General features: G+C 33.5%; 26 protein-coding genes and 1 tRNA gene. 8 read left to right on the top strand and 19 right to left on the bottom strand.

Going from position 1 to position 26,110, the window contains the following annotated elements; translation table 11 throughout:
- Positions 1 to 2 precede the first annotated feature (2 nt).
- The 4 genes from AC3Y25_RS19840 to AC3Y25_RS19825 all read right to left on the bottom strand — a co-directional run bounded on the left by AC3Y25_RS19840 (position 3) and on the right by AC3Y25_RS19825 (position 4,354).
- Complete coding sequence (locus tag AC3Y25_RS19840) at positions 3 to 2,621, bottom strand: TonB-dependent receptor (RefSeq protein WP_489903928.1); 2,619 nt, start codon at positions 2,619 to 2,621, stop codon at positions 3 to 5.
- Positions 2,622 to 2,720: 99 nt separating this feature from the next.
- Positions 2,721 to 3,563 carry a FecR family protein gene (locus tag AC3Y25_RS19835; protein WP_489903927.1) on the bottom strand — a complete coding sequence of 281 codons (843 nt, stop codon included), beginning with the start codon at positions 3,561 to 3,563 and terminating at the stop codon, positions 2,721 to 2,723.
- Between the two features lie 4 nt (positions 3,564 to 3,567).
- Positions 3,568 to 3,783: a hypothetical protein gene (locus tag AC3Y25_RS19830; protein ID WP_489903926.1), complete on the bottom strand. Its 216-nt coding sequence runs from the start codon at positions 3,781 to 3,783 to the stop codon at positions 3,568 to 3,570.
- Between the two features lie 46 nt (positions 3,784 to 3,829).
- Entirely contained in the window at positions 3,830 to 4,354 is a 525-nt protein-coding gene (locus tag AC3Y25_RS19825; protein WP_489903925.1) for an RNA polymerase sigma factor, read from the bottom strand.
- A 288-nt stretch (positions 4,355 to 4,642) separates the two neighbouring features.
- On the opposite strand from AC3Y25_RS19825, the gene AC3Y25_RS19820 reads away from it, so the two are divergent.
- Entirely contained in the window at positions 4,643 to 5,215 is a 573-nt protein-coding gene (locus AC3Y25_RS19820; protein ID WP_489903924.1) for a hypothetical protein, read from the top strand.
- 3 nt (positions 5,216 to 5,218) lie between these two features.
- The gene (locus AC3Y25_RS19815; protein WP_489903923.1) at positions 5,219 to 7,339 is read left to right on the top strand and encodes a cation:proton antiporter domain-containing protein; all 2,121 of its coding nucleotides are present in this window, start codon (positions 5,219 to 5,221) and stop codon (positions 7,337 to 7,339) included.
- A gap of 64 nt (positions 7,340 to 7,403) precedes the next feature.
- Here AC3Y25_RS19815 and AC3Y25_RS19810 read toward each other — a convergent pair whose 3' ends face one another.
- From AC3Y25_RS19810 to AC3Y25_RS19780, 7 genes are all read right to left on the bottom strand, one after another.
- Positions 7,404 to 7,790, bottom strand: coding sequence for a GNAT family N-acetyltransferase (locus AC3Y25_RS19810; protein WP_489903922.1), 387 nt, complete (start codon positions 7,788 to 7,790; stop codon positions 7,404 to 7,406).
- A 103-nt stretch (positions 7,791 to 7,893) separates the two neighbouring features.
- Positions 7,894 to 9,312 (bottom strand): aminotransferase-like domain-containing protein, encoded by a 1,419-nt coding sequence (locus tag AC3Y25_RS19805; RefSeq protein ID WP_489903921.1) that lies wholly within the window; start codon positions 9,310 to 9,312, stop codon positions 7,894 to 7,896.
- A gap of 20 nt (positions 9,313 to 9,332) precedes the next feature.
- Positions 9,333 to 9,701 carry a hypothetical protein gene (locus tag AC3Y25_RS19800; RefSeq protein ID WP_489903920.1) on the bottom strand — a complete coding sequence of 123 codons (369 nt, stop codon included), beginning with the start codon at positions 9,699 to 9,701 and terminating at the stop codon, positions 9,333 to 9,335.
- A 168-nt stretch (positions 9,702 to 9,869) separates the two neighbouring features.
- Positions 9,870 to 10,469: a DUF6624 domain-containing protein gene (locus tag AC3Y25_RS19795; RefSeq protein ID WP_489903919.1), complete on the bottom strand. Its 600-nt coding sequence runs from the start codon at positions 10,467 to 10,469 to the stop codon at positions 9,870 to 9,872.
- 68 nt (positions 10,470 to 10,537) lie between these two features.
- The gene (locus AC3Y25_RS19790; RefSeq protein ID WP_248728084.1) at positions 10,538 to 10,795 is read right to left on the bottom strand and encodes a hypothetical protein; all 258 of its coding nucleotides are present in this window, start codon (positions 10,793 to 10,795) and stop codon (positions 10,538 to 10,540) included.
- A 70-nt stretch (positions 10,796 to 10,865) separates the two neighbouring features.
- Positions 10,866 to 11,276, bottom strand: a complete 411-nt coding sequence (locus tag AC3Y25_RS19785) for an ACT domain-containing protein (protein WP_250837276.1) — start codon at positions 11,274 to 11,276, stop codon at positions 10,866 to 10,868.
- Between the two features lie 76 nt (positions 11,277 to 11,352).
- Positions 11,353 to 11,426, bottom strand: a tRNA-Met gene (locus AC3Y25_RS19780).
- A 150-nt stretch (positions 11,427 to 11,576) separates the two neighbouring features.
- On the opposite strand from AC3Y25_RS19780, the gene AC3Y25_RS19775 reads away from it, so the two are divergent.
- Positions 11,577 to 11,969, top strand: a complete 393-nt coding sequence (locus AC3Y25_RS19775) for an START-like domain-containing protein (protein ID WP_095929482.1) — start codon at positions 11,577 to 11,579, stop codon at positions 11,967 to 11,969.
- 54 nt (positions 11,970 to 12,023) lie between these two features.
- Positions 12,024 to 12,860, top strand: coding sequence for an aminotransferase class IV (locus tag AC3Y25_RS19770; protein WP_489903918.1), 837 nt, complete (start codon positions 12,024 to 12,026; stop codon positions 12,858 to 12,860).
- Here AC3Y25_RS19770 and AC3Y25_RS19765 read toward each other — a convergent pair.
- The 7 genes from AC3Y25_RS19765 to AC3Y25_RS19735 all read right to left on the bottom strand — a co-directional run bounded on the left by AC3Y25_RS19765 (position 12,857) and on the right by AC3Y25_RS19735 (position 19,562).
- Positions 12,857 to 13,417 (bottom strand): YqgE/AlgH family protein, encoded by a 561-nt coding sequence (locus AC3Y25_RS19765; RefSeq protein WP_008464759.1) that lies wholly within the window; start codon positions 13,415 to 13,417, stop codon positions 12,857 to 12,859. The genes AC3Y25_RS19770 and AC3Y25_RS19765 overlap by 4 nt on opposite strands.
- A 128-nt stretch (positions 13,418 to 13,545) precedes the next feature.
- Entirely contained in the window at positions 13,546 to 13,818 is a 273-nt protein-coding gene (locus tag AC3Y25_RS19760; protein WP_008464760.1) for an HU family DNA-binding protein, read from the bottom strand.
- Between the two features lie 180 nt (positions 13,819 to 13,998).
- On the bottom strand, positions 13,999 to 14,946 hold the full coding sequence (fmt, locus tag AC3Y25_RS19755) for a methionyl-tRNA formyltransferase (protein WP_489903917.1): 948 nt from the start codon (positions 14,944 to 14,946) through the stop codon (positions 13,999 to 14,001).
- Positions 14,946 to 16,841, bottom strand: coding sequence for a RecQ family ATP-dependent DNA helicase (locus AC3Y25_RS19750; protein ID WP_489903916.1), 1,896 nt, complete (start codon positions 16,839 to 16,841; stop codon positions 14,946 to 14,948). The genes fmt and AC3Y25_RS19750 overlap by 1 nt, the downstream gene beginning before the upstream one ends.
- 65 nt (positions 16,842 to 16,906) lie before the next feature.
- Positions 16,907 to 17,440, bottom strand: coding sequence for an AAA family ATPase (locus tag AC3Y25_RS19745; protein ID WP_250837272.1), 534 nt, complete (start codon positions 17,438 to 17,440; stop codon positions 16,907 to 16,909).
- Positions 17,441 to 17,863: 423 nt separating this feature from the next.
- Positions 17,864 to 18,640 carry a hypothetical protein gene (locus AC3Y25_RS19740; protein WP_489903915.1) on the bottom strand — a complete coding sequence of 259 codons (777 nt, stop codon included), beginning with the start codon at positions 18,638 to 18,640 and terminating at the stop codon, positions 17,864 to 17,866.
- 10 nt (positions 18,641 to 18,650) lie between these two features.
- Positions 18,651 to 19,562 carry an alpha/beta hydrolase family protein gene (locus AC3Y25_RS19735; RefSeq protein WP_489903914.1) on the bottom strand — a complete coding sequence of 304 codons (912 nt, stop codon included), beginning with the start codon at positions 19,560 to 19,562 and terminating at the stop codon, positions 18,651 to 18,653.
- Positions 19,563 to 19,833: 271 nt separating this feature from the next.
- Between AC3Y25_RS19735 and AC3Y25_RS19730 the strand changes: the two genes are divergently transcribed.
- The 4 genes from AC3Y25_RS19730 to AC3Y25_RS19715 all read left to right on the top strand — a co-directional run bounded on the left by AC3Y25_RS19730 (position 19,834) and on the right by AC3Y25_RS19715 (position 23,330).
- Positions 19,834 to 20,130: a DUF493 family protein gene (locus tag AC3Y25_RS19730; protein ID WP_066033683.1), complete on the top strand. Its 297-nt coding sequence runs from the start codon at positions 19,834 to 19,836 to the stop codon at positions 20,128 to 20,130.
- Between the two features lie 4 nt (positions 20,131 to 20,134).
- Positions 20,135 to 20,857, top strand: coding sequence for a DUF4290 domain-containing protein (locus AC3Y25_RS19725; RefSeq protein ID WP_250837269.1), 723 nt, complete (start codon positions 20,135 to 20,137; stop codon positions 20,855 to 20,857).
- 192 nt (positions 20,858 to 21,049) lie between these two features.
- The gene (gene murA / locus AC3Y25_RS19720; RefSeq protein ID WP_095929490.1) at positions 21,050 to 22,363 is read left to right on the top strand and encodes a UDP-N-acetylglucosamine 1-carboxyvinyltransferase; all 1,314 of its coding nucleotides are present in this window, start codon (positions 21,050 to 21,052) and stop codon (positions 22,361 to 22,363) included.
- A gap of 88 nt (positions 22,364 to 22,451) precedes the next feature.
- Complete coding sequence (locus tag AC3Y25_RS19715) at positions 22,452 to 23,330, top strand: cation diffusion facilitator family transporter (protein ID WP_250837267.1); 879 nt, start codon at positions 22,452 to 22,454, stop codon at positions 23,328 to 23,330.
- 174 nt (positions 23,331 to 23,504) lie between these two features.
- On the opposite strand, the gene AC3Y25_RS19710 is transcribed toward AC3Y25_RS19715, so the two are convergent.
- Entirely contained in the window at positions 23,505 to 25,994 is a 2,490-nt protein-coding gene (locus tag AC3Y25_RS19710) for a DUF5686 and carboxypeptidase regulatory-like domain-containing protein (protein ID WP_489903913.1), read from the bottom strand.
- Positions 25,995 to 26,110 lie beyond the last annotated feature (116 nt).

Below are 26,110 nucleotides of genomic sequence, written 5' to 3'. Positions count from 1 at the left end.
CATTAAAATTTAAAATTATAAGAAACTCCAGGTACAATTCCGAAAATAGAAAGCCTTCTGGTTTCATTTGCTCCTGTATCTTCATTGGTTGTAAAACTCATAGAAGCCGCATTTTTTCTGTTGTAAATATTATAAAGGCTGAATACCCAATAGCTCTGCCATCCTTTCTTTTTGTCTGGTTTTGGCGTGTATGTTGCGGCAACATCTAAGTGATGGAAAAGCGGTAATCTATTTTCGTTTCTCAAAGAATAATTCGGAATATGAATGCCTCCCATTTCATAATAGCCATTGGCATACGTTACCGGCTGTCCAGATTGTAATGTGAAATTTCCATTAAATGACCATTTCGGGTTTAGTTCATAACTTCCCACAATACTCAAATTATGCAGTTTGTCGTAACCAGACAAGTACCAGTCGCCATTTGCAATTCCTGGTTCTTCGGGAGTTCTCCCTGGCGTTTTTTGTTCTGCTCTAGATAAAGTATAAGAAACCCATCCAGTGAAAACGCCAGTATTTTTTCTGAATAACAATTCTAAACCATAAGATCTGGCTTTTCCGTTTAGAATAACTTGCTCAATATTGTTGTTAGCCAAAACATCAGCGCCGTCAATATAGTCAATACGATTTTGAACATTTTTATAGAATAATTCGGTTTCTAAAGAGTAATCTCCATCTTTGAAATTTCTGAAATAACCCATCGCATATTGATCCAAAAGCTGAGGTTTTGTAAAAGGTCCGCTTGGTGTCCAGATGCTCATTGGCAACGGTGACTGTGTATTTGATAAAATATGAATGTACTGTGCCATTCTATTATAACTTGCTTTTACAGAAGTTTCGTCGTTAAAAGCATAAGACAATGCAGCTCTCGGTTCAAAATTATTAAAGCTGCTGATTTTTTTTCCTTTTTCATAAGAAATGCTTCCGTTTGGAGTTCCTTCCTCATAAATATTGTATAAAGGATTATAAACGACAGCCTGACCGTTTTCGTAAGTGCTGATGGTTTCGTCTCCTAAACGGTAAAACATGCTGTAACGAAGTCCATAGCGGAAAGTCAGTTTTTCTGAAATCTGATTTTCAAAATCGACAAAGGCAGAAGTTTCTAAAGCATATTTTTTATCCAGCTGCATATAATTAAACTGCGAATCTGAAGAAGTCGGTTTTACAACGCCAGGATTGAAATTATAATACAAACCATCAATTCCATAATTGATTTTAAACTTCTCAGATTGTTGGAAATTCCAATTGTATTTCAATCCGTAGCTCGCAATATTGCTATCCCATTTAAAACTTTCAATTGGAATTTCTAGATTGAATCTGTAATCACTATAGAAAACCGATAAATTGCTGTTTAAGCGATCAGTAAATTTATGTTTCCAATTTAAAATTCCCATTGTGCTTCCGTACGTACTTGCAAAACGATCGTTAATATCGAATAAATCATTTCCGAAATAACCCGAAAACGAAAGCGTATTCTTGGCATTAAAACGATAATTTAATTTGGCATTCAAATCATAAAACATCGCTGAGTTATTATTATCTGCCAATTTCATAAATAAATGCGCATAAGAAGCACGCCCAGAAAGAATAAAAGAACCTTTTTCTTTTTCTAACGGACCTTGAACTAAAAGACGGCTGGAGATAATTCCGATTCCTCCATTTACTTTATATTCTTCAAAATCTCCTGTTTGCTGCGTTACATCTAAAACAGAAGAAACACGTCCTCCAAATTTTGAAGGAATTCCCCCTTTGTATAAATCTAAACCGTTAACGATATCGGCATTAAAAATAGAGAAGAATCCAAACATATGCGAATCTGCATAAACCGGAGCACCATCCAAAAGAATTAAATTCTGATCGGCAGCACCACCTCTTACATTAAAACCCGAAGAAGCTTCTCCCGCATTGGTAACTCCAGGAAGAGTTAAAATTGATTTTAAAGGATCTGGCTCACCCATAGCAACAGGAATTTTTTTAATTTCCTGCATCGAAAGCTTATTAACACTCATTTGAGTTGCTTTAATATCGGCAGCTTTATTGTTCATTACAATAACTTCTCCCAATTGCTGGCTATCTGGATCTATGTTAAAATTGATTTTATTGTCATCTGTAACAGAAACTCGTTTTTCCTCATTTTTAAATCCAACATAACTTACTTGAACCGTATAATTCCCGTCAGGAACTTCAATGCTATAATTTCCATTAACATCTGTTACAACACCTGTTTCCAATTCTTTAATAAAAACATTGGCGCCAATAACGGGTTGTCTTTCATCATCAAAAATACGACCTGTCAGCTTATTTTTTTTTTTAGCTGTTTTTTGAGTTTGAGATTTCTGTTTGACAAAAATATTATTGCCCGAAATAGAAAACTGTACAATCGAAGTTTGATTTAATTCAGAAATGATCTTCTCAATTTCGATAGCCTTAAAAGTGCTTTTTTTTGTAAAATATTTTTTATTCGTATCAATTTGATCTGTAAAAGCAAATTTAAAATCGGTTTGACTTTCAATCTGCTTGAAGAACTCTTTTAATGTCGTATTTTGATCTACAGTTATGGTAACGCTCTGAGCGGACATACATAAACTGAATAAAAAAAAGCATGCTGAAATTATATGCTTCATGAAATTTTGTATTTTTGAATATTATTAAATGGAATAACCTCGTGTTATCCTGAATATTAGGAGGATGTGGAGTTTCGCGGCTTACATCCTTTCTTGTTTTTATTGAAAAGTGATCTGTTTTAAATCTTCATTTATTTCAAAATTTAGGTTATACATTTCTGATATTAATTGTAAAATTGTTTTTAAATCTTCCTTTTTATTGATGCGAATTGTAATTTTCTGATCAAGATTTTCTTTCGGAATATTGACTTTGTAACCATATTTTTCTTCAATGTATTGACTGATAACCGACAGTTTTTCGTTATCAAAATCTATAAATCTGCTGAATTCTGTTACTGAAGCCGTTTGGTTTCCGTAGGTAAATTTATCACCAGGTTTCAAAATCCATTTTTGGTTTTGGCCTTTTACATTCATTTGAACGCTTCCTTCAAAAAGTTCAACGGTCACTTCTTCATTTTCAGATTCTTTAACCGTAAAAGAAGTTCCTAAAACGGTAGTTGTTGTTTCATCGCAAAAAACCTGAAAAGGATGCTGTTTGTCTTTTTTAACTTTAAAATAAGCCTCACCATCAATTTCTATTTTTCTGTTTAAAGCAAAATTGTTTCCGTAAATAATTTTAGAATTTGGACCTAGTTCTACTTTTGAGCTGTCTGGTAAAACAATGTACTTTATTGCTGAGGTTGTATTTTCGATTACATTTTCGGCCAAAACTAAATTTTCAGCAGCAGTTTCCTGGTTGAAATAAATTCCAGTTCCAATAAGTGTAAAAAGTAAAACCGAAGCCGCTGCATAAAGATGCCAAGGTTTAAATTTCCTTTTCTTCTCAGAAAATGTTTTAGCATGGAATTGTTCCCACGAAGCTTCTTTTTCGCTTTCCGCATGAGAAAGGGGAGACTCTTCCCATAACTTTTTAAATTCCTCGTCAAATTTTTCCTGATCCATTTTTTTAGGTGTAAATGATTTGACAATGAAATCCTTGTTTGTTAAAAACACCGTAAACCATTTCTTTTATGTCTCGATTAGTTTCGATTTTAAGGATGTTTTCTTGTCCTTGACGATCAAAATTTATGATACAATCAGAAATAACAAACTGTAAATAAGCTACAAGTAAACTTGCGTCTTTCTTTGTTTTTACATTAGTTTTATACGCTTCGATATGCATTTTTAGTTCTTGTTTTTTAGTATAACAAACGAGAACTAAAAAGTTCCTAATGGTTTTCGATTTTTTTTCGAATAAATTTACTGGCGAGATAAATATGATTGGCAATGGTCTTTTCAGAAAGATCCGTTATTTCTGCAATCTCCTTATAGCTAAGGTTTTCCAGTTTGTGTAGAGTGAATATTTTTTGTTGCTGCTCTGGAAGCTGATTTATAAAATTTTGTAGTTTTTCTTGTCTTTCTTCAAAAATTCCTGAATCGGTTTCTTCATCATCTAACATTTCAACTTGAGAAGGATCAAGCTGTATTATTTTGTTTTCTCTATTAACATGATTGAGAATGATGTTTTTGCAGATAACAAATATCTGTTTGTCAAACAGCACCTCTTCGTTAAGCAGTTCTCTTTTATTGTATAATCTTATGAAGGTTTCCTGAACAAAGTCTTCGGGAGTAAAAACAGAAGAATCGAATCGTTTGGCAATATTTATAAGTTTATCGTAATAGTTGAAGTAGACTTCTTTGAAAGCTGCTTCATTACCTTTTTTTAAACTTAAAATAATTTTTTTATTGTCCATAACGAAAATATCGTGACTAGCTTCCTAGTTCTAAACTCATTGGAGTCAATATTATTGTATTCAGAAATTCAGTAATCCCAAGTGAGAATGTAATAAGTTACAAAGAACCGTAATTTAATTTTAGATTTGACGCTTTTGCATAATAAATGTTACAATTTGTATGCTTCTTTTTTATCTATAAAAACAAATTAGCAAAGAAAAAGCAATGTAAGTATTGGTGTTTTTAGAGCCATTACTGCGATAAACCGATTTTTATCCTTAAATTGTTGGTTACAAAAATCAACTGTTATGACTTTGCAAAGACTTTTAGTTTTAATCCTTATTCCTCTTTTGATTTCTTGTGATAATAAAAAAGAACAAGAACTTACAGAAAGAGAAAACGCGCTTCTGGAACGCGAACAGAAATTTGCCGACAAAGAAGCCGAATATGAATTATTGTTGAAGATGAAAGACAGTCTTCAATTGGCTGTCCAGATAAAAGATTCGGTGCCTAAAATTCAGACTTGGCCAGATAGCCTAAAGATTAAATGGAACAGTAAAATGATTTGCCGAGAATCCAATTGCAGTAATTATGTTATTGGAGATCAGCGTACAGAAGTCTGGGAATTTGCATCAGATTCTACAGGAATGTACGCGAATGTATTGAGCAATAATCAGATTAAGAGAGTTTTTAGAGGACAATATTTAGTCAATAAAATAGTACTCGATTCAGCCAAAGAGAGTTCTGCTAAAAGCAATATAAAAATTAATGTCGTATTGGACGATATCAAAAAAAATGTCATTAAAGGAACGCAGACCATAATTAGACAAGACAATTGCACTACAAAATTCTCGGTCGAACTTACGCCATCTAAAAAATAATTTATGTTTTTGAGTATACATCATATAACTCTCCCAATAGAAGATCCGCTTTTAAAATTTCTTATCGAAATTATCATCATCTTGTGCATTCCTCTTTTATTGAATAAAATTAAAGTGCCCCATTTGCTTGGGCTTATCATTGCTGGAGCTGTTGTTGGTCCTAACGGTTTTGGATTGCTTTCAAGAGACAGCAGTGTTGTGGTAACGGGTACAACAGGATTGTTGTATATTATGTTTTTGGCTGGATTGGAAATTGATATGGCCGATTTCAAAAAAAATAAATGGAAGAGCATCACCTTTTCTCTTTACACTTTTGCTGTTCCTTTTATTTTAGGACTTGTTGGTGGTTATTACATTTTAGGTTTTTCGTTACTGACTTCGGTGCTTTTTGCCAGTTTGTTTTCGTCGCATACTTTAATTGTATATCCAATGATCAGCAGTTTAGGAATTGCTAAAAATCTTGCGGTTAATGTAACGGTAGGCGGAACCATGATAACAGATGTTCTTTCTCTTCTTGTTTTGGCTGTTGTAGTCGGAATGTCGCAAGGAGAAGTTGGAACAGCGTTTTGGCTGAAACTTTCCATTTCGATGGTTCTATTTACTTTGATTGTTTTATTAGTGTTTCCCATTATTGCCCGCTGGTTTTTTAAGACTGTAGAAGATAAAATTTCGCAGTATCTTTTTGTTATTGTAATGATTTACCTCGCTGCACTTCTAGCTGAACTTGCTGGAATTGAATCGATAATTGGAGCATTTTTTGCCGGACTGGCGTTAAACAGACTGATTCCACATACTTCCTCTTTAATGAATAGGGTAGAGTTTGTAGGGAATGCCATTTTTATTCCTTTCTTCTTGATAAGTGTGGGAATGCTTATTGATTTTAGTGCTTTTATACAAAGTTGGGAAACCTTGTGGGTAGCTGCAATTATGCTGATTGCTTCAATTGGCGGAAAATATTTTGCAGCAATCTTAACTCAGAAAACATTTAAATTGACCAATGATGAAGGCAAACTGATTTTTGGAATGAGTTCGGCTTCTGCTGCGGCAACTTTAGCATCAGTGATGGTTGGGTACAATATCATTATTGGAGAAAATGATGCCGGCGAACCAATAAGACTTTTAAACGATCATGTTTTAAATGGCAGCATACTTCTGATTTTGATCTCCTGTACTGTTTCTTCTTTCGTTTCCATGGCAACAGCCCAGCGTATAGCAGATGCAGATAAGGACAATAAAGTATCTGGAAATAGTGAAGAAAAAGAAAATATACTTTTGGCGCTTAACCATGAAGATACCGTAGATAAAATGGTCAATCTGGGACTTATGGTGAAAACATCGACCAACACCGATCGTATTTTTGCTGTAAATGTTATTAATGAAGAAGAAAATGAATCGTCGGTAAAAAATGCCGAAAAAATTCTAGAATCGGCAGTTAAAGCAGCTTCGGCGGCCGATGTTAAACTAAATCCGATTACGCGCCATGATAATGATACCGCAAGCGGAATAAGTAATGTTGTTAAAGAAAAAGAAATTACCGATCTTATTGTAGGATTACAAGGCGGAAAAGGCTTTTCGGCTTCTTTTGTATACAATTTGTACAACGGCTACCTTCGAAATAAAAATATAAATCTCATGGTGTATCATGCGGTTCAGCCTGTATCGACAATTAAAAAATATGCTGTGCTGATACCTGAAAATGCAGAAATGGATGCCGGCTTTTTTCATTCGATGTTAAGGATCTGGAATATCGGACGCAATTCTGGCGCGAAAATGAGTTTCTATGGAAAAGACAAAACCATGCTCATTTTGAAAAGGATTGTAAAAAAAGCATCAATTGAAGCTACATTTGAAACCATTGGTTCTTGGCAAGAAGCCCAAGAAATTGCTATCGATTTAGGGCAAGACGTTGGATTGATAATTATGATGGCCGATAAAGGAATGCATTCGTATGTTCCGCATATGAAGGATGTGCCAGATCTGCTTAATAGTAGAGCGAGCAATAATAATTATATACTCATTTATCCTTTTAGCAAAACAGAAATAAATACTACCGAAAAAAGAGCTGTAAGCAGTCACGACGATTTTGTGGAGATTGGTAAGGTCATTCGGAATATTTTTAAATAATGATAAAAAACAAAACCCCTTAAACCTATCTGTGTTTAAGGGGTTTTGTTTTTTTTGGGGATATTTAAGAATTTAGCGTAAGCATCATTTGAATATCTACTCTGTCGTAAGACGACGAAATGCCTTTTATTTCTTTAAAACCTAGTTTTTCATACAGTTTAATAGCAGGTTTCAGCTTGGTGTTACTTTCCAGATAAATTTTAGAAGCTCCTTTTTCTGTAGCCCATTTTATTGCTGATTCAGCCAATAATAAGCCAACACCTTTTCCTTGAGCTTTTGGGCTTACAGCCATTTTGGCCAATTCGTAATCATAATTTTTACCGTCACCTTTAATTAAAGAGCAAACGCCTAAAACTTCATTATTTAAAATGGCAGAAAATATTTCTCCGCCTTTATTTATAATATATTCTTTGGCATGATCTAGTGCTTTTACGTCATTAGGTTCAACCACAAAATAATTTGAAATCCATTCTATATTTAAATCCTTAAAGCTTTTTTGATACTCAGGTTTTATAAGTTACTATTTCTACTTGTTCTTTATTTTTCATAATACATTAAATACTGTTTTTTATTATTCTGCCCAATTTTTCTAAATCAGATTCTACGCGCTCGTTCCATTCTAATGCATAATTCAGCCGCATGCAATTATTGTATTGATTGTACTGCGAAAAAATTCTTCCGGGCGCGAAATTGATTTTCTGGTTTAGGGCTGTATTAAATAATTCTGTTGTTGATATTCTTTCATCTAATTCTAGCCAAAGCATAAAACCACCTTTCGGCTGTGCAATTTTGGTGTTGTCTGGAAAATAAGTTTCGACAGCACGATTCATCTGAAGATAATTGGCATAAAGCTTATTTCTGAATGTTCTTAAATGATGATCATAACGTCCGTGTTCTAAGAAATCTGTAATAACATCTGAATACAATGAAGAATTGCAAACCGTCTGAACCAATTTCTGACGAATAATTTTATCCTTAAATTTTCCGGGAGCAATCCATCCAACTCGATACCCAGGTGCAAGTGTTTTTGAAACCGATCCGAGCCATAAAACCAAACCAGCTTCATCATAAAATTTGCAAGGTTTCGGACGTTCTGAGCCGAAGTAAACATTGCCATAGATATCATCTTCAATCAGCGGAACGTTATATTGTGTGATCAGTTTAACCAATTCCTTTTTGTTGTCGTCAGGCATTTGAAATCCCATTGGATTGTTAAAATTGGTAATAAAACAGCAAGCTTTAATTTCGGGAAGAACTTTTTTCAAAGCCTCAAGGTCCAATCCAAACAAGGGATGTGTAGGAATTTCAACTGCTTTTAAACCTAATTCTTTTATCGCCTGAAGTATTCCAAAATAAGCTGGGCTTTCTACTGCAACGCTGTCTCCAGGAGATGTCACCGCCATAAGCGCGTTGTAAATCGCATGCATTGCACCAGAAGTAATCACAATATCATCTTCAGTAATTTTTCCTTCCATCACTAAAGCCCATTTTGCAATAGCACGACGAAGACTTTCAGGTCCTTGAACTGGTTCATAAGCAGTTCCTGCATCGTCTCTGTTGCTTACAGCATTGATGATTCCTTTATTTAGTTTTGCGATAGGCAGGAAATTCTTTCCAGGCATGCCAAGTGCAAATTGGGTTACGTCGACTTGGGTGATGGTGCCAAAAACTTTATCAATAAGCTCTTCGGGAGTATTTTCTGTTTGCTTATTGTCTATACTCGCAATTGTTGGAAGTGCTGTTGTGCGTTGCGAACTTTTACTCACATAATATCCCGTTTTTGGACGCGACTCTATAAGCGAACGGCTTTCTAATTCTAGATAAGCCTGTTTAATAGTGTTCAAACTAACATTATACAATTTTTGTGCACTTCGTACAGAAGGCAATTTGTCGCCAAGTGCTAAAGTCTCATTGTGAATCTGATCTTCAATGATTTTGGCAAGTTTTAAGTATAATGTTTCTCGATTTTTCATTTTTGCTTTTTCTTAAGCGTTTAAAAAGACAGACAATGGATAAACTGATCGGTGCTTTGTATGAGTTGTGCGGCATTATTGAAATTGGCGCTATTTTTCTTCTTCAGAAATTTTTTGATGTAATCGTTAAATGCTGCTTTTTCTTCGTTTGTTAAACTTCCATTATCATAAATTATAAATTCGATTTGATTGCTTTTGTTTAAAATTAAACTGGCAAACGAATTTATTTTATTGTTTTTTTCGCAGAGAAGAAAAGGGATTCCAAAAAGCATTTTGTCTTCCGCCTTCTCACGCATGTTTTGAATGAAGATGTTTTGTAAAATCTCCATATCAAATACATAAACTTCTCTAAAATTTATTTTTTTCTGAGTAACTGCTTTAGATTCCATATCTTTTTTTAGCAAAATTATTGCTATTGCAGATTTGGGTACAGACACAGAAAATACTTTTTTTATGGGTACAGATTAAAGATAATGTTTTTATTCGAGTCGGTAAAAACTGTCTGCCGACTTTTTACAGTAGGCGGAATTGATTGAGAATTGCAGTTGGAGTTGAAGTTATTTTATCCATCCTGTTTTTCTCCTCCATTCAAGTGCTTCTTGTTTTCGTTTTTCGAAATCTTCAGGAGGTAATTGATTTTCTTGTATTATTCGATTTCGAATAAGTTCGGTTTGCTCTTCCAGAGAGTTGAGTCCGATAGATTGTCTTCTTTGATTTACCATTTTTAAGTCATCGAATAAATTTGGACTTAAATTTCCTTTTTCATCCCAATCAAATTGGGTTCCGTAAAGTTGTGGATTTCCTTCCAAGACGGCTATTCTGTCTTTTAAATAGGCAAGATTAATAGGGTCTGCTTGTTTTTCTTTGACTGCATTTTGCAATTGCTCCGCACATCGTTTCATGAAATCTGGAGATCCAATAGAATGTTGTATGATTAGCCAAGCAGCTTCGCTTGCTTCTTTCCCAACTTTATCAATCGTCGGATAACCGATTGTATTTATGATTTCATCTAAGATTATTGCATTTTGTTTATGCAGCTTTTCCATTTCTTCATCATATCCTTCAAAAAGCTTTTTGTTTTCAATAAGCTTGTTTCTCAATTTGAGATCAGCATTTTTCAACTCAATTATTCTTTCAGAAATGATTTTGTTATCCATTTGATATTGGTTAATAGAATTAACTGGAAATGGTTTTTGATTTTAAAAAAAAGGGTCTCAGGATAAAATTAATTATCCTCCTTTTCCAAATCTGCAGCAGAAATCTGATCTAAGATGTTGGTTTGATTTGGCGAAATGTAGTTTTTATTTTCGCTAATTTGCTCTTTCTTAAAAAGTAGATCAAGCGCATTGTAAAGTTTTAATAAAACATCTTTGTCTTCTTTGGCAATATCTAAAGCAGTATTGAAATTAAAAACATAATTATTAGAATTACGTACTTCTACTTTTATAGTTTTAGATGTGATCTTAAATTTTACTATGTCCATATGTTATAAATTACCTCTGCAAAATAACTATTTTAATGGCAGTTTTTATGCTTATTTTTTGATTTTTTAATTACAAAGAATTTTTATTTTCTTCTTTCAATTTCAGAAGTACATCCATTGCTTTCAGAGCGTCATTTTCATCAACAAATATATGGTCGTGTAAATAGGCGGCAACTACATTGCAACTAATATTGGCATTTCCTAGTGCTTGAGAAAATGCAGCGGTTAAACCCACAGCGGCTAAAGAAGAATGAACTTCTAAAGTAATCCAAGAAGCAATATAAGAGAAATGAAGATTAAGCTCTTCTGCAAAATGTTTTTCTAATACTACAGTAATCCCTTCTTTTTCTTTAAATAGAAACAAAATTTTTGAAAAAGGAACTTGTTCTAGAGAATCTACTTTTGTAAAAACATATTTCCCTTCATTAAGAATAGGATTAAGATTCTCCAAAATAGTATTTAAATTTATTTCGCCTTCCATAAAATTAGGACTGTTTTTTATTTAAAAATAATAAAAAACCCTTAAACATTTCTGTTTAAGGGTTTTACCTTCTAAGTAGCGAGGACGGGAGTTGAACCCGTGACCTCAGGGTTATGAATCCTGCGCTCTAACCAACTGAGCTACCTCGCCTGGACTGCTATCATGAATTCCTGATTGCGGGTGCAAAGATATAAATATTATTAAAGCATACAAGCATAAAATGAAGAAAAAAAAATATTTTTAAAAATGCATTGTTTTTGGACATATATTCTTATATTTCGAAAAAAATTAAAGTAGCACATGGATTCAAAAATACGTTACGAAATAGAGTTTCCGATCAATTCTTCGCCGCAATTATTGTATCAATATATATCAACTCCGTCAGGTTTACAAGAATGGTTTGCTGACAATGTTAATTCAAGAGGTGAATTTTTTACCTTTATGTGGAACGATTCACAAGAAAAAGCGCGTCTGGCTTCAAAAAAATCTGGAGAAAAAGTAAAATTCAAATGGGTTGATGATAGCAGTAAAGATACTGAGTACTTTTTTGAACTTCATATTTTAGTCGATGAATTGACTAAAGATGTATCGCTTATGGTAGTCGATTTTGCCGATAAAGATGAATTAGGCGAAGCTAAACAATTGTGGGAGAATCAGATCTCAGATCTAAAACATCTTATAGGTTCAGTTTAGTAAAAGTCTATTTTATACCTTATATTTGCCCTGAACAAAATTCAGGGTTTTTTTATGATTAATTTTAACGGAAATATAGCGCAGGAAGACAATATGTTAACTCTAAATCGCGCTTTTTTGTATGGTGACGGAATATTCGAAACAGTAAAAATTGTCAATGGGAAGATCTTGTTCCTTGAAGATCATTATTTTAGATTAATGGCTTCAATGCGTGTGGTTAGAATGATGATTCCGATGGATTTTACAATGGAGTATTTTGAAGAGCAGATTCTTAGTTTGGTAAAAGAACAAGGAATTGAGGCTTCAGCACGTGCAAGAATTACCGTTTTTAGAAATGATGGCGGTTTATATCTTCCAAAAAGCAATGATATTTCATTCTTAATCAACGCCATTTCTCTTGGAAATAAAGCGTACAGTATAAATACAAACGAATACGAAGTAGATTTGTATAAAGACTTCTATGTGACAAAACAATTATTATCTTCTCTTAAAACGACAAATAAGATAATTAATATTACAGGAAGTATTTACGCGAGTGAAAATGACTTGGCCAATTGTATCTTACTGAATGATAGTAAAAATGTTGTGGAAGCACTTCAGGGAAATATTTTTATGGTAATGGGTAACAAGCTTATTACGCCTCCGGTTTCAGAAGGTGCTTTAAACGGAATTATGCGTAAACAGATTTTAGCTCTAGCGAAAAAAATAGAAGGTATAGAAGTATCAGAAGAAATAATTTCGCCGTTTGATCTTCAAAAAGCAGACGAATTATTTCTAACTAATGTAATCACGGGAATACAGCCGATAACCAAATATCGAAAAAAAGAGTTTACAGCAAATCTGGCTCATTTATTAGTGCAACGACTAAATGAATCCATCTCTGAAAATTAATTCAGATATGGATTTTCAGGTGCGTTAGACCAAATAAGATAATCGCCGCCAAGCTCAATAATCTGCTCTTTCCAAAAATGGGTAGTAGATTTTCCGATAATTTTATTTTTGTAATTATTATCAGCAATAATCCAAGAGTTTCCCTGCATTTCATTCTCAAGCTGATTTTCTTCCCAACCAGTGTAACCTAAGAAAAAACGAATATTATTTTTACTAATAGATCCGTTGTTTATTAAGTCTTTGGTTGACTCAAAATCGCCACCCCAATAAATCCCGTTTGAAATCTCAACACTATTTGGGATTAACTCGGGAATATTGTGAATAAAATAAAGGTTGTCTTGTTCTACAGGGCCGCCGTTATATATCTTAAAGTTAGCATCAATTTCAGGAATCAAGTCATTAATAGTATATTTTAATGGCTTGTTAATTATAAAACCTATTGATCCTTCTTTGTTATGGTCTGCTAATAAAATTACCGATCTATTAAAAGATAAATCTCCAATTATTGAAGGCTCGGCAATAAGCAGGTGTCCTTTTTTTAATTTTTCTGAAATCATACGGTTACAATTTTTATTAAATTTAATCATAAAAAAATTAAAATCACAAAAAAAATCGTTAAACCGCATAAAAAAACCTTCCAGAAGGAAGGTTTTAATTATATTATAAGTTTAGAGAACTTTCTTACTTAGTTCACTGCACCTTCTAATTCAGCACCAGCTTTAAATTTTACAACGTTTTTAGCTGCGATTTTGATAGTTTTTCCTGTTTGAGGGTTTCTACCGTCTCTAGCAGCTCTTGAAGATACTGACCATGATCCGAAACCTACTAATGAAACTCTTCCACCTTTTTTCAAAGTAGTTCCTACATTACCTAAAAAAGACTCTAAAGCTAATTTCGCCGCAGCTTTTGTAATTCCTGCATCAGCAGCGATAGCATCGATTAATTCTGATTTGTTCATAATAATTAGTTATTAATTGTTGGTTAAAAAAAATTGTTAATACACAAATTTAGTAGGAAATCCGTTGCGTGCAAGTGTTTTCTTTATTTTTAGCAAAAATTGTTAATAACTTGCTTTTTTTGTTCATAAAGAGTGTTGTTCATCGATGAAAAACAGGTACAAACCCCTGTTTTACTGACCTTAATACACTTTTGCAACTTCTGAAAAACTCACCCCATTTAATAATTCTGAAGCAAGCATTCTCTTTTTTCCTGGAAATTGTAGACTTAATAACTGAATAAAGCCCTCTTTTATTGCAATCTTGATTTCTTTTTTAGTGCTAATTAGCTTTCCAATCTCATAAGAGTGTGATTCTGAGACTAGTTTGGCTTCGTAAATTTTGATGTTTAATTCTTCATTTTGATCTTTTAAAAAACACCAAGATGCAGGATACGGACTTAATCCTCGAATTAAGTTATTTATTTCTGCACCAGATTTTGTCCAGTCGATCTTGCAGTTTTCTTTGTTTAATTTATAAGCGGTTTTAATATCGTCATTGTCTTCTTGGATTGTTGTGGTAACATTTCCGCTTTCAATAACTTTTAAAGTGTCAATTACAGTTGTGCTTCCTAGTTCCATTAAACGATCGTGCAATTGACCTGCCGTTTCTTCTGGCTCAATATTGATCTCCGAATTTAAAATCATGGCACCGGTATCAATTTTATCATCAATAAAGAAAGTCGTAACTCCAGTTTTAGTTTCGCCATTAATAATAGCCCAGTTAATAGGAGCCGCCCCACGATAATTTGGCAATAAAGAAGCATGAAGATTAAAGGTTCCTAAACTTGGCATTTCCCAAACCACTTTCGGGAGCATTCTAAAAGCAACTACAATTTGTAAATTGGCATTTAAAGCTTTTAATTCGGCTAAGAAACTCTCGTCTTTTAAATTGGTTGGCTGTAATAAAGTAAGGTTGTTGGCAAGTGCATATTCTTTAACAGCCGAATATTTAATTTTTTGTCCGCGTCCTGCTGGTTTATCTGCAGCAGTAATTACGCCAACAACTTCATAGTTATTTTTAATAATGGTATCCAAAATGCCAACGGCAAATTCTGGTGTTCCCATAAATATAATTTTCAATTTCTCCATTATGATTTTAAAGTGTATTTATTATTCGCTTGTATAATGATATGATTGTTTTCGAGTAATTCCTGAAGAACCGATAAAATGTCTTTTGTATCCATTTTTATCTGATTTTCTATTTCTCTCGAAGTCAGAGAAGCGGTTCTGAGTAAAGATAAAATCTTATCTGCAATGGAATCGGCCTCGGTAATTTTTCCTTTTAGTGTAATGCAGTACGAACAGATGCCACAGTTTTCTTTTGTTTCTTCTCCAAAATAATCCAAAACCAATCTATTTTTGCAGGTCTTATTGTCTTTTATATAATGAAGAACCGATAAAAGCTGTTCTTTTTTAACTTCATTCTGTTTTTCTAAATATTTCGAAACTCTATTTATAGTATGATCATCTTCGCGAACTTCATTAAATAAAATTGTAGCATCGTTATTTTTAGATTTATATTCAATAATTTCTTTTTCTTTTAATTTATCTAAAACAGAAAGAACCTGTTCTTCAGAACGATTCGCTTTTTTAGCAATCAATCCCAGGTTTAAATTAGATTTTACCTCGTAAACTCCTGGATACGTTCTTAGAATGGCCAATATGATTTCTTCGTCATTTGGGTTTAGGCTCATGTATCGAATCACTTCTTTAGATTCAATCAAAAACTGAATATTGATTTTTTCTGAAAACTCCTGAGACATGGTAATAATTCCCTGCTGATTCAGAAACTGTAAAGCATTATAGGTTTTAAGAGTAGGGAAGTCGTATTTATTGCAAAAATGATTCAGTTTGAAAGAAAAAGTTTCGTCTAAACCTTCTCCGTAAGCAATCTGGAAGTAGTTGCAAAGTTTGTTGTACATCGTTTTCAGAAATTTTTTGTCTGGCAAAATATTTAAAAATTGCTGCTCGGTCTGAATAGAATCTGAATTATTATACAAAAGAACCGAAAAGGCTTTTGCGCCATTTCGTCCTGCGCGCCCAGATTCTTGATAATAATTTTCTAAGTTTTCTGGAAGCTGTGTATGAATAACGGTTTTTACATTGTCTTTGTCAATTCCCATTCCGAAAGCATTCGTGGCAACAATAACTTGCGCCTGCTCAGACATCCACAACTGCATGTTTTTGTCTTTTTCTTTAGATGAAAGTCCGCCGTGATAGTAAGTTGATGTAAAACCTAACGATTGCAATTGCGAAGACATGTTTAAACACGCTTTGCGATTTCGCACATATATAATAGAAGGTTGCGGATTTTTTTTAAGAATCTGCTCAGTGCGGTATAATTTATCTTCCACTTCAAAAACCATATAAGCGATATTTTTTCGCTCAAATGATTGTTGAAAATGTCTTGGATTTTTTAATTCTAATTGCGTTCTAATATCTTCAATAACTCTCGGAGTTGCTGTCGCTGTCAAAGCTAAAAACGGAATTTTCGGAAAGAACTTTTTCAATTCCGAAATTTTAAGATACGCAGGCCTAAAATCATGACCCCATTGCGAAACACAATGCGCTTCGTCAATAGCAATTAAATTGATAGGCAAGTTTTTAATACGTTCCAGAATCCAATCCGATTGCAAACGCTCTGGTGATAAGTAGAGAAATTTATAATTTCCGTACTGGCAATTGTCCAAAAGATCAATCAGTTCTTCGGTATGAATTCCGCCCGTAAGTGCAATCGCTTTGATGTCTCTTTTCTGCAGATTCATCACCTGATCTTTCATTAAGGCGATCAAAGGCGAAATAACGAGACAGATTCCTTCTTGCATCATAGCGGGGACCTGAAAACAAATTGATTTTCCGCCGCCCGTAGGAAGTACGGCAAAAGTATCCTGTCCTTCCAGAACCGAATCGATAATTTCTTTTTGCAACGGTCTAAAACTGTCGTGTTTCCAGTATTTTAGAAGAATATCCTGTGCTCCGAGCATTGCTTTGGTTTTAAAGTTAAAAATTTAGAAAACAGTTTCTAGTTTTGCAACTTTAAACCATACCGCTAAATTTTGTCTAAGATATAAAGAATTCTGTTTTCAACTGTATCTTTAGGAACTTCAATCAGTTCGTAACCATATTTTTTGTAAGTTTCAACAAGGTGCTCTTGGATTTTTACTGCCTGATCAAAATTTTCATAACGTTCAGAATCACTTTGGTAAATTTCTTCCCAAGGCGGTAAAATAAAAGTTTTAGAATACTTATAATCTTCGCATGCTTTAACGAAACTTTCCGGATATTCATCGCCAATATAATCCATATAAGCTACCACATCTGGAATTCCTCTATCAATAAAAACCACATTATCAGGTTCTTCAAGAGCATTTTTATATTGATCAATACGACCTTCCAATAACATTTCGCTAAACAAAAGCGGCTGTTCTAGAAACAACTGCTCAATGCCTTGTTCTTGCGCTTTCATGGTAACCTGTCTAGAGATTTCTGGATAGCAGCAAAAGCCACGAGCTACCAATTCGTTAATAAGTGTTGATTTTCCAGTACCAGGTCCGCCAAGCAAGACTATAATTTCTTTTTGCACTATTCTAAAAATAAAGCGCAAATTTACCTAAACTTATTTATAATTAAAAAGAATATTTGCTTGAAGCGAAAGATTTGGCATTTTTTGTAGTCATGGGTTCCTGCTGTCCGCTGCAATCTTTTGCTTTTTAAAGGAAAAAGCAAAAGGATTTCCGCTTCCATCAGGGCTAAAAAGGAGAGATGGTTTTGTTTTTGGAATTATTTTATGAATATAATTTTACGAAACAAAAAAGTCCCAGAGGGACGACATATTTATAGAGAAAGTAGGGATGTCATAGGTTAAAAAGCTCTGGAGGAGCGATACATTTTAGAGTAATTTATATGTCGCTCCTCCGGAGCTTTTTGATATGTGGTAAATTGTTTTTCTATAAATATTTTGCTCCGCTGGAGCAGTTTTTTAAATGGAAAAAAAGAAAATTATTTTTTATGCTCTTCCTGAAATGTTTAGATCTGAATAATTATGTTTGGTTAAATTGATCTTTAAATTAATATTGCAGTTTCCGCCATCACTCATATCTATTAGGCTATATTGAAATGTTTCATTCAAATCGAAATCTTTACAATAACAGCTTATCCATATTTCTTTTTCTTGTTTTTCATTTAAAACAACAATACATTGTTTTAGGTATTGATTTATGTTTCTAAGTTTTGAACTATTTTCTGAAAAGCATTTTTTTAAAATTTCATCCAATTCGGTTAATTCGTTTTGATTTAAATCTAAAGGTTTAATGTTTTTTGATCTATTTCGAAAGTATCTTTCATGAAATTTCTCTTCAAAACTAAAAAAAGCGTAGTCCTTATGTTTTTTTAAATCTAATTTACTTTTTGTATGAAACACATTCTTTTTGACTTCAATTTTTAGAGGAAAGTCTCCGTCAATAAATTCAATGAAATTATTTTTTATGACTGCTTTTTTACTTCCGTTATAACGGAAACGTGTTTGACTGAAATAAATAGTGTCATTTTTCTTGTAGCAGAAGTCACTAAATTTTTCTAATTTTTCATGATTTATATCTTTTTCAATAATTGTAAAGATATATGAACTATCGGAGAAAAATTGAAATTTGAAGCTTGACTTGCCAAAGAAATTATAATGATTTACAGCAGAGATTTGCTCGATCTTTTGTTCATTTTTTTTAGATTTAGCTTCTTTACATTGAATGCATAATCCTAGAATAATTATTGACAATATTATTTTCATAGGTTTTATTTTACTCACAAAACAAATACTTCTCAGAACTTTTTCCGTTTTTAGAAGGAACAATCAAATGCGATTGGAATTTTTTTCCCTTCAGAACATCATTCACAAAATCTAAAACATATTGTTGTCCTTCGTGGAAAAGATAACCAGAGAATTCATGTCCACCACCGCAAAAAGTAATCAGTTCGATGTCTTTATGTAAATCGTTCATTTGATTGTAAACGGCATAAGAGCCAAAAAGAATCAGCCAGCCCGAAGCATTTGTTGGGCAAGAACGATGTGAGCCTGCAGCGTATGGAACAGTATCATCATTGCTTCCGTGCGCCAATAACATCGGAATTGCTTTTTCTTTTGTAATCAAATTAATATCCTGAATCGCTCCCGAACCTCCAATGAAACCTTTGTATTTAAAGTTTTCAGGGAGATTGCTTTTGTATAAATTCATTAATTTATAATCCCAGAACGAAGCATGAAAACCAATTTCTGCTCCGGCACTAATTCCAGAAATAAAGATTTTTGAAGTGTCAAGATTATATTTATCAGCATTCTCAACTAAGAAAGCTGTTGCCTGCCACATATCGCTTACGCCAATTTGGATCGCTTTTATTTTTTCGGTTAAAGTTCCTTTGCAACCAAAATCTTTTCCTTTCATATATAAACTGTACGAAATACTGGCAACGGCATAACCGTTTTGAGCCATAAATTTTCCGAATTCTTTTTCGCTTGTTCGTTCTCCTCCAGAAAATCCGCCACCGAAAGCGAACATAATTAACGGAATTTTTTCGCCAGCTTTTTTCTTAGGCAGATATAAATCTAAATCCAGTTTTAAAGTGTCATTTTGGAAATAGGTTAAGGTTTTGACTTCTTGTGCTTGAATTGAATTTATTGTTAAAGCGATAAAAAGTAAAAGGAGTTTTTTCATTATAGTATTTTTTAATCTCGCAAAGTCGCAGAGACGCAAAGTAATTTCTTAAAAGCTTAATTAGTAAAAAAACTTTGCGACTCTGCGACTTTGCGAGAGATTTCTGCGGATTATTTTCTCAAATATAAGCGTAAAATTTACAATGAAATAATCTTCCAAAGCTTTTTTCTCTGCACCTTTGTAACTTTGTAACTTTGAACCTTTTTTCGAAGAAAAAATATAAAAAATCTAAAATCAAAAACCGTATATTTGCGTTTATTTTTAATTACGAATGGAGAACGATAAAGAAAAAAATACAGCCGAATTTTACGAAAGATTAAAAGTGGAGCTTGATAACGCAAACACTTGGCCAGCAGAATACTTGTACAAATTTATTGTGCCTTCTGTAGCAGATAATGTAGAGCGTGTTGAAAAAGCTTTCGATAGAATGGGAGCGGTGATTAAAACAACAAAATCAAAAACTGGTAAATTTACCAGCGTTTCTGTAGATGTTACTATGCACAGCTCAGATGATGTAATCAGTAAATACAAAGAAGTTTCTACAATAGAAGGTATAGTTTCATTATAAACTTATGATCGAAAAATATAAAAGAGAAGCCGCAAGTGACGTTGTTTTCAATTTAGAATACAATTCTGAAAGACAGCGTTTAATTATTCCGGAGTACGGTCGTCATTTGCAAAAATTGATTGATCAGGCAACTGCAATCGAAGATGATGAAACGCGCAATAAAGCCGCAAAATATATCATTCAGGTTATGGGAAGTCTGAATCCGCATTTGCGTGATGTTCCAGATTTTCAACATAAACTTTGGGATCAGCTTTTTATTATGTCTGATTTTAAACTTAATGTAGAATCACCATATCCGATTCCGTCAAGAGATGTTTTGCAACTGAAACCTGAGATTTTGCAATATCCTCAGAATTTCCCGAAATATAGATTTTACGGAAACAACATTAAATACATGATTGATGTTGCTAATAAATGGGAAGAAGGCGAAATGAAAACTGCTTTGGTGATGGTAATTGCGAATCACATGAAAAAATCGTTCCTAAGCTGGAACAAAGATACCGTAAAAGACGATGTGATTTTTGAACATTTATTTGAATTATCGGGAGGCAAAATCAACTTATTGCACAGTACTGAAGAACTGTTAAACACTACAGATTTAATGCGTACCAATAAACGCATGTCTAATAAAACAGCTTCTGGTATACAGCCGAAAACTCAGAATAACAAAAACAATAATAAAGGCGGTCAAAAAAAGACATTTCAAAAAAATAATAATCAAAAGTAAAAAAAAGGTGCTAAGAGGCTAAGCTTCTTAGTTGATAAGGTTTTTTACTTAGATGCTTAAAAACAAACAAAAACAAAAACAAAAATAAAAAAAAGCTGCTAAGCTACTAAGCTACTAAGTTGCTGAGTTTTTTTACTTAGAATCTTAGAATCTCAGAATCTTAGAAACTTTGAAAGAACCTAAAAGAAATCTATGGGAATTTTTAAAATCGAAGGAGGAACTCCTTTAAAAGGAGAAATCACTCCGCAAGGAGCAAAGAATGAGGCATTACAAATTTTATGTGCCGTGCTTCTAACAGGAGAGAAAGTAAAAATTAATAACATTCCTGACATTATAGACATCAATAAATTAATCACTTTGTTGGGTAATTTAGGGGTAAAAATTCAACGTAACGAACCAGGTTCGATTACTTTTCAAGCTGACGAAGTTAATGTTGGATATTTAGAAACTGAAGCTTTCAAAAAAGAAGGAGGAGCGCTTCGTGGTTCTATTATGATTGTTGGTCCGCTTTTGGCTCGTTTCGGAAAAGGATATATTCCAAAACCAGGAGGAGATAAAATCGGTCGCCGTAGATTAGATACACACTTTGAAGGTTTTATTAACCTTGGAGCAAAATTTAGATATAACAGAGAAGATCATTTTTATGGAGTAGAATCTCCAAAAGAGGGCTTAACTGGAACAGATATGCTTTTAGACGAAGCTTCTGTAACTGGAACTGCAAACATTGTAATGGCAGCAGTTTTGGCAAAAGGAACAACTACAGTTTACAACGCTGCTTGTGAGCCATACTTACAGCAATTGTGTAAAATGCTAAACTCTATGGGAGCAAAAATCACTGGAGTTGGGTCTAACTTATTGACTATCGAAGGTGTTGAAAGCCTTGGAGGTTGCGAGCACAGAATTTTACCAGATATGATCGAAATTGGTTCTTGGATTGGTCTTGCGGCTATGACAAAGAGCGAAATCACAATCAAAAATGTAAGCTGGGAAAATTTAGGTTTGATTCCGAATACTTTCAGAAAATTGGGTATCACAATCGAAAAACGTAACGACGATATTTACATTCCTGCTCACAAAGACGGATATGAAGTAAAAACAGATATCGACGGTTCTATCTTAACTATTGCTGATGCTCCATGGCCAGGATTTACACCTGACTTATTAAGTATCGTTTTAGTTGTGGCAACACAAGCAAAAGGAGACGTTTTAATTCACCAAAAAATGTTCGAAAGCCGTTTGTTCTTCGTAGATAAACTAATTGATATGGGAGCAAAAATTATGTTATGTGATCCGCACAGAGCTGTGGTTATGGGACATAATTTCGAATCTCAATTGAAAGCAACTACAATGTCTTCTCCTGATATTCGCGCAGGAATCTCATTATTGATTGCGGCGCTTTCTGCAAAAGGAACCAGCACAATTCAAAATATCGAGCAAATCGACCGTGGATACGAGCGTATCGACGAGCGTTTGAGAGCAATCGGCGCAAAAATCGTGAGAGCTTAAAAAGTTTATAGCTACGAATTCACGAATTTTTATTTTCAAAGATTATAAAAAGTAATTCGTGAATTCGTGGCGAAAAAAAATAGTCTAAATGACAAACGAACAAAAAGCTATAAAAGCTACTATCTTTAGTATAGTTGGAAACACCTGCTTGGCCCTTGTAAAAGGTCTTGCAGGTTTTTTTGGCAATTCTTATGCCTTGATTGCAGATGCGATTGAATCGACGACAGATATATTTGCATCCTTCTTGGTGCTGTTTGGAATCAAATATTCGAATAAACCGGCAGACGAAAATCATCCTTATGGTCATGGTCGTGCAGAACCTCTTATTACGTTTTTGGTTGTTGGATTTTTAATTACTTCGGCAACAATTATTGGTTACGAAAGTATTGCTAATATTGGGACTTCGCACGATTTACCGAAATCGTGGACTCTATATGTTTTAGGCGCAATTATTATCTGGAAAGAATATTCTTTTCGTTTGGTAATGAAACGAAGCAAACAAACAAATAGTTCGTCTTTAGCAGCCGATGCTTGGCATCATAGAAGTGATGCCATTACTTCTGTAGCCGCTTTTATCGGAATTTCAATTGCCTTAATTATGGGCAAAGGCTACGAATCTGCAGATGATTGGGCTGCGCTTTTTGCCGCTTTTTTTATCTTATATAACAGTTATAAAATTTTCAGACCAGCGCTTGGCGAAATCATGGATGAAAACTTAAACGACGATTTAGTAGAAGAAATTCGTGTTGTCGCTTTAACTGTTCCAGGAATTCTTGGAACCGAAAAATGTTTTATTCGTAAAGCAGGAATGCGTTATCATGTTGATCTTCACGCCATAGTTTCGGCAAAAATTTCTGTAAAAGAAGGACACGATTTGTCTCATAAACTTCAAGATACTTTAAAAGAACAAATTCCTCAGTTAGGAAATGTTTTGATTCATATTGAACCAGATGATTATCATTGTTAAAGATGCTAAGGTTCTAAGATTCTAAGTTTTTTCTTTGTCAAAGTTTAAAACTTTGACAAAGATTAATTTAAAAATCTTCGTGTGGGCTTCGACTTCGCGCAACCTGACAAAAATTAGTAAATAGGTTACTAAAGGAAAAAACTTAGAATCTTAGGATCTCAGGATCTTAGAATCTTAGTCTAACGCATTCAAAATCTTCAACCCAAATACAACACCATTTTGTTGAATCCCTCCTTGATAAGAATGCACATAATCCACTCGGAATAATTTAAATTTTCCGAAACCTAAATTGTCTAAACCAACAGTGAATTCAGAGTATGGTTTTCTGTCCGGAATCGCTAAAGCATGAAAACCAATATTCATAGTCGATTTTAAAAGATTCAATAACGGAATTTTATTCATAACAAAACCTGTATCATTGTATTCAGTATGCATTTCGAAATAACTATCGTTTGTGCTGTTAGAATAGTATGGCATCATATTAAAAACATTCAAATAACGTTCGCTTGTTCCTATATGGGTTTGGTTTCCGTTGAAATGTCTGTAATCGATAAACGAAATATTTTCTGCATTAAAAAACTTGCCTCCTCTAAAATTAGTTCCTAAAAGACCTTTATTTCCAAGAGATAAATCATACTGAACAGAAGCACCTATTCTTTCGTATTCGTACTTTTTTTCGCTTGCCGCGAATGCTTTTTCGAATGCTAAATAAATGGTCGGATATTTATCATCTTTAAAATTAAATCTTCCGTCTGGTCTCGAAATGTATTTGTTGCCAAAGTTAATTCTCGTTGTCACAAGCGCTTTAAACAAATGATGCTGATCAAAAGCGGGAGTTGTAAAATCGTTTGGCGCCAGCGGATTATTGGAAGAATAAAGATCCTCTTTTTTAAAGAACGAATAATCGGTGGTGTTAAAAAGTGGTTTACGCTGTTCGTAGCCAATTTTTCCGGTAAGGTTTACACCATTTGCAATATCTTGACCGTAGTTAATTTCAACAAATTCTAAGTTATACAGCTTCATGTAATTGTCTTTAAAAAACAAAGAACTTACAGAATTGATCAATTTAGAAATAGGTTCTGCACTATTAAATTGTGCTGTTTTCGTTCCTCCAGAACCCCAAATTGTTGCGTAATTGATCGTGTTGAATCGATGGCTGAATTCGCCAATTGCACGAAAACGTTGATCCGAAAAGCCATAATTAAAAGTGGTGCTTATTGAAGTGTTTGTTCCTTTTTCCTCATTCCATTTTTTAAAAGAGAAACCAGAATCCAGATTAAAACCCTGAACGGTATTAAAACTTAAAGAAGAAATATTTAGCAAACCTTTATAATCAAAAGAATATTTCTTGAAAGTGTTTTTATAATCGTAACCCATTAAAACATCCCAGACTTTAAATTTATTGTTTTTTGCGTCTATAGAATCGGTGTATTTTTTTGATTTTCTAATGGTTTGCAGACTGTCTTTTTTGGTGTAATCATTACTTTCCTCCATAGTTAACGGAATCGGACGAATTTCATTCCAGAAAGCATCATCTTTTTTATTCGCATTGAGGTCAAATGCCACCAATTCATTTCCGAAAGTTTTCTTTTCAAACGACGCTGGAAATTCATAATTCGAATAAACATAATTGAAATTTCCAGAAAACTTTACGCCAAAAATACCCGCATTAAAAGAAAGTGTCTGTGCATTTTTGGACCATATTTTATTTTTGGAGTTATAACTGAAACTCTGTTTTAGATTCATTATTTCAGTAAATTCATTTTTCATTCTATACCCTTTGATCTCTAAATCGATGGCATAAATGGCAAAACTATCGTCTACAATATAAATGTAACCCTCAAAAACGGGTTCTTTATCGCGTTTCGGAATGACTTTAATTTTATTAATCTGTTGATTGTTATCGTCGTAAAAAGTACTTTCTAATTTGTATTTGTAGTAATTAAAAGCATTGTCTGCGATAGGAGAGATGAGTTTAACATCAAAATCTAAGGCATTATCATAAAAATCATAATTGGATAATGCTGCTGTATTGTAACTGTAGCCACGGTTATTTCCAGAAATTTTAGAAGCTATAATGTTTTCTTTAAACTTGTTTGGCTTTTCAAGACTAACTTTAGATATTGTTTCAGATAAATATAAAATCCCTGTTCCGGTCGAATCTAAATTAGCCCCCATATCGCTACCTAATTCTACTTTTTTGCCTAGAATTTTTTTAGGAAGATCTTTTACTTTAAGCATTCCTTTCGAATAAAAGTCGGCAGTATATCTTCCTGTTTTATCTGAGTTTTCTTTTTTATTGGCAATGGCACTTTTTATAATTGCATTTGCGGGATTATTTTTAGGATCAATTACAACTTCATTTAATGCGAAGCTTTCTTCTTGAAGCTGAACATCCAAAATGACTGTTGTTGTTGCTGCGAGAACAATTTTCTTTTGAGTTTTATAGCCTAAATATTGAAAAATTATGGTGCTTCCCGCAATTTCTTTTACATTAAGCTGATATTTTCCTTGTTCGTTAGAAGTGGTGCCGTGATAGGTGCCTTCTTGAAAAATAGAAACAAATGGCAACGGATTTCCCTTTTCATCGGTTACAGTTCCTTTGATTTGAGCGAAATTGGAAATAGAAAATAAAAAAAAAGCGAGTAAAGTATAGTTTCTCATGAAAGTGGTTTCTCTCACAAAAATAAAAGAAGTTGAAAATGAGGTTACTAATAATTTGTTAAATTCGATAAGAAACTAGTGACTTGTATGTCAGGCTGAGCGAAGTCGAAGCCTCA

The sequence above is a fragment of the Flavobacterium sp. LK-23 genome (genome assembly GCF_058135255.1).
This window is presented reverse-complemented; position numbering and strand designations above follow the sequence as displayed.

Coding starts and splice junctions, on each gene's coding strand:
- AC3Y25_RS19840 (WP_489903928.1), bottom strand. CDS start 2,621: ATGAAGCATATAATTTCAGCATGCTTTTTTTTATTCAGTTTATGTATG.
- AC3Y25_RS19835 (WP_489903927.1), bottom strand. CDS start 3,563: ATGGATCAGGAAAAATTTGACGAGGAATTTAAAAAGTTATGGGAAGAG.
- AC3Y25_RS19830 (WP_489903926.1), bottom strand. CDS start 3,783: ATGCATATCGAAGCGTATAAAACTAATGTAAAAACAAAGAAAGACGCA.
- AC3Y25_RS19825 (WP_489903925.1), bottom strand. CDS start 4,354: ATGGACAATAAAAAAATTATTTTAAGTTTAAAAAAAGGTAATGAAGCA.
- AC3Y25_RS19820 (WP_489903924.1), top strand. CDS start 4,643: ATGACTTTGCAAAGACTTTTAGTTTTAATCCTTATTCCTCTTTTGATT.
- AC3Y25_RS19815 (WP_489903923.1), top strand. CDS start 5,219: ATGTTTTTGAGTATACATCATATAACTCTCCCAATAGAAGATCCGCTT.
- AC3Y25_RS19805 (WP_489903921.1), bottom strand. CDS start 9,312: ATGAAAAATCGAGAAACATTATACTTAAAACTTGCCAAAATCATTGAA.
- AC3Y25_RS19800 (WP_489903920.1), bottom strand. CDS start 9,701: ATGGAATCTAAAGCAGTTACTCAGAAAAAAATAAATTTTAGAGAAGTT.
- AC3Y25_RS19795 (WP_489903919.1), bottom strand. CDS start 10,469: ATGGATAACAAAATCATTTCTGAAAGAATAATTGAGTTGAAAAATGCT.
- AC3Y25_RS19790 (WP_248728084.1), bottom strand. CDS start 10,795: ATGGACATAGTAAAATTTAAGATCACATCTAAAACTATAAAAGTAGAA.
- AC3Y25_RS19785 (WP_250837276.1), bottom strand. CDS start 11,276: ATGGAAGGCGAAATAAATTTAAATACTATTTTGGAGAATCTTAATCCT.
- AC3Y25_RS19775 (WP_095929482.1), top strand. CDS start 11,577: ATGGATTCAAAAATACGTTACGAAATAGAGTTTCCGATCAATTCTTCG.
- AC3Y25_RS19770 (WP_489903918.1), top strand. CDS start 12,024: ATGATTAATTTTAACGGAAATATAGCGCAGGAAGACAATATGTTAACT.
- AC3Y25_RS19765 (WP_008464759.1), bottom strand. CDS start 13,417: ATGATTTCAGAAAAATTAAAAAAAGGACACCTGCTTATTGCCGAGCCT.
- AC3Y25_RS19760 (WP_008464760.1), bottom strand. CDS start 13,818: ATGAACAAATCAGAATTAATCGATGCTATCGCTGCTGATGCAGGAATT.
- fmt (WP_489903917.1), bottom strand. CDS start 14,946: ATGGAGAAATTGAAAATTATATTTATGGGAACACCAGAATTTGCCGTT.
- AC3Y25_RS19750 (WP_489903916.1), bottom strand. CDS start 16,841: ATGCTCGGAGCACAGGATATTCTTCTAAAATACTGGAAACACGACAGT.
- AC3Y25_RS19740 (WP_489903915.1), bottom strand. CDS start 18,640: ATGAAAATAATATTGTCAATAATTATTCTAGGATTATGCATTCAATGT.
- AC3Y25_RS19735 (WP_489903914.1), bottom strand. CDS start 19,562: ATGAAAAAACTCCTTTTACTTTTTATCGCTTTAACAATAAATTCAATT.
- AC3Y25_RS19730 (WP_066033683.1), top strand. CDS start 19,834: ATGGAGAACGATAAAGAAAAAAATACAGCCGAATTTTACGAAAGATTA.
- AC3Y25_RS19725 (WP_250837269.1), top strand. CDS start 20,135: ATGATCGAAAAATATAAAAGAGAAGCCGCAAGTGACGTTGTTTTCAAT.
- murA (WP_095929490.1), top strand. CDS start 21,050: ATGGGAATTTTTAAAATCGAAGGAGGAACTCCTTTAAAAGGAGAAATC.
- AC3Y25_RS19715 (WP_250837267.1), top strand. CDS start 22,452: ATGACAAACGAACAAAAAGCTATAAAAGCTACTATCTTTAGTATAGTT.
- AC3Y25_RS19710 (WP_489903913.1), bottom strand. CDS start 25,994: ATGAGAAACTATACTTTACTCGCTTTTTTTTTATTTTCTATTTCCAAT.